At 69.8% G+C, this 1,644-nt stretch carries 3 protein-coding genes; 1 reads left to right on the top strand and 2 read right to left on the bottom strand.

Features of this window, described 5'->3' with window-relative positions; translation table 11 throughout:
- Positions 1 to 270, bottom strand: a 270-nt coding sequence (locus ACIRB1_RS47095; RefSeq protein ID WP_403470125.1) for a hypothetical protein, incomplete at its 3' end; no start/stop codon positions are given.
- Between ACIRB1_RS47095 and ACIRB1_RS47090 the strand changes: the two genes are divergently transcribed.
- The gene (locus tag ACIRB1_RS47090; protein ID WP_403470124.1) at positions 269 to 1,084 is read left to right on the top strand and encodes an IS5 family transposase; all 816 of its coding nucleotides are present in this window, start codon (positions 269 to 271) and stop codon (positions 1,082 to 1,084) included. The genes ACIRB1_RS47095 and ACIRB1_RS47090 overlap by 2 nt on opposite strands.
- On the opposite strand, the gene ACIRB1_RS47085 is transcribed toward ACIRB1_RS47090, so the two are convergent.
- Positions 1,056 to 1,526 (bottom strand): hypothetical protein, encoded by a 471-nt coding sequence (locus ACIRB1_RS47085; RefSeq protein ID WP_403470123.1) that lies wholly within the window; start codon positions 1,524 to 1,526, stop codon positions 1,056 to 1,058. The two genes, ACIRB1_RS47090 and ACIRB1_RS47085, sit on opposite strands and share 29 nt — an antisense overlap.
- Positions 1,527 to 1,644 lie beyond the last annotated feature (118 nt).

Genomic DNA, 1,644 nt, shown 5'->3' with positions numbered 1-1,644 from the left:
AGACGTCATCCGCTTATCGATCACGGGGCTGGGCTGGTCGAACAGGGTTCCTGATCGGGTGATCGTGTGAGGGCCGGTGCATGGAAGCAGGGCCTCTTGGTAGTTCGGGGGTGCGATCCCATCCGAGTACCAGGAGGCCCTGTTGCCGCAGTCTTTCGCGTCCGCGCGTGTGGAGTCCAACTCGCTGCCACCGTCGTGTGACTGCTTCGCGCACAGGTTCGGCAACGCGGCGGACGGGCCGGAGCGCACTTCGAGGTACGGCTCCGACATGACGGAGGCGGAATGGCGGGTGGTGCGGCCGTTGCTGCCGGTTCCGGCCTGGCTGGAGGGACGCGGTGGGCGCCCGGAAGGCTATTGCCACCGCGTCATGCTCGACGCCGTGCGCTATGTCGTGGACAACGGCGTGAAGTGGGCCAACCTGCCCGCGGACTTCCCGCCGTATCGGCGTGTGCATGCCTTCGCCCGCCGCTGGCAGATCACAGGGCTGCTCGTTGAACTCCACGACCGCCTGCGCGACCGCCTCCGGGAGAAGGAGGGCCGCTCCCCGGACCCCACGGCCGCGATCGTGGACTCCCAGTCGGTGCGGGCCGCGGTGAACATCCCGCGCGCGACGTCCGGCTGGGACGGCGGGAAGAAGGTGGGCGGCCGCAAGCGGCACCTGGTGGTGGACTGCCTCGGCCTGGTCCTGGCCGTCGCGGTGAGTGCGGCGAGCGTGCAGGACCGCGACGCCGCCGTGCCGCTGCTTCAGCGGCTGCGAGGGCAGTACTTCTCCATCCGCCTGGTGTGGGCGGACGGAGGCTATGCCGGCCGGCTCGTCGACTGGGCCCGCGAGAAGCCCCGGCTCATCCTTCAGATCGTCAAACGCACCGATGACACAGCGGGGTTCGTGGTGCTGCCGCGCAGGTGGGTGGTGGAAAGGACGCTCAGCTGGCTGATGCGCTCGCGTCGCCTGGTGCGCGACTACGAGACGTTGCCGGCCATGCACGAAGCCATGGTGCTGTGGTCGATGACCATGCTCATGAGCGGTCGCCTGGCCGGACGCCGCCCGGCCGGCTTCAGAGGACCGGCGTCGCGAGAGCGGTGAACACTCCCGGCCGCACCTGCAGGGCCCACCCTCGCTCCACCAGGCGTTTCGCCTTCGACCGCAGTCCCTCGACCTTCGCCGGGACGGCTTCCAGCCCGAGAGCGACGGCCAGTTGCTGGCAGCGCAGGCCCTCCCGGCCCGCTTCAGACTCCAGCACCGACAGGATCCGCTGGTAGTCCGGCGCGAGGGCTGTCGACGGCATCCCCTTCTCCCGCCGGGGCACCGTCGAGCCCGCCACCGCGCCTCCCGCGGGCTCCGCGACCGCCGAAGGCGGCCCGGCCAGCACCTCGGTCACTGTCACCCGGGCATCCACCAGACGCTGAAGCGCGCGTTCGGCCTCACCGAGCGCGGCCTGCACCCGCTCGGCCTCCTCCCGCAACCGCGCGATCTCCTCCCGGACCGTCTTCTCCCTGGCCTCCAGCAGACCGAGCACCGACGCCACCAGCAACCTCCACGAGCCAGACGAACGGACCAACCACGCCCATCTCTCCCGCTACGAACGAGAGTTCATGCCCACCCACTCGAACCAAACGATCACGTTCGGAAAGCGGATGACGTCT

Origin of the sequence: Streptomyces sp. NPDC096013, assembly GCF_044763565.1 — a bacterium.
In the GTDB taxonomy this organism is placed as follows: Bacteria; Actinomycetota; Actinomycetes; order Streptomycetales; family Streptomycetaceae; genus Streptomyces.
The sequence above is the reverse complement of the archived record's forward strand: the minus strand, read 5'-3'. Positions and strand labels throughout refer to the sequence as shown.

What these genes read in the sequence shown, in the direction of transcription:
- ACIRB1_RS47090 (WP_403470124.1), top strand. Translation starts at nt 269, where the DNA reads ATGACGGAGGCGGAATGGCGGGTGGTGCGGCCGTTGCTGCCGGTTCCG.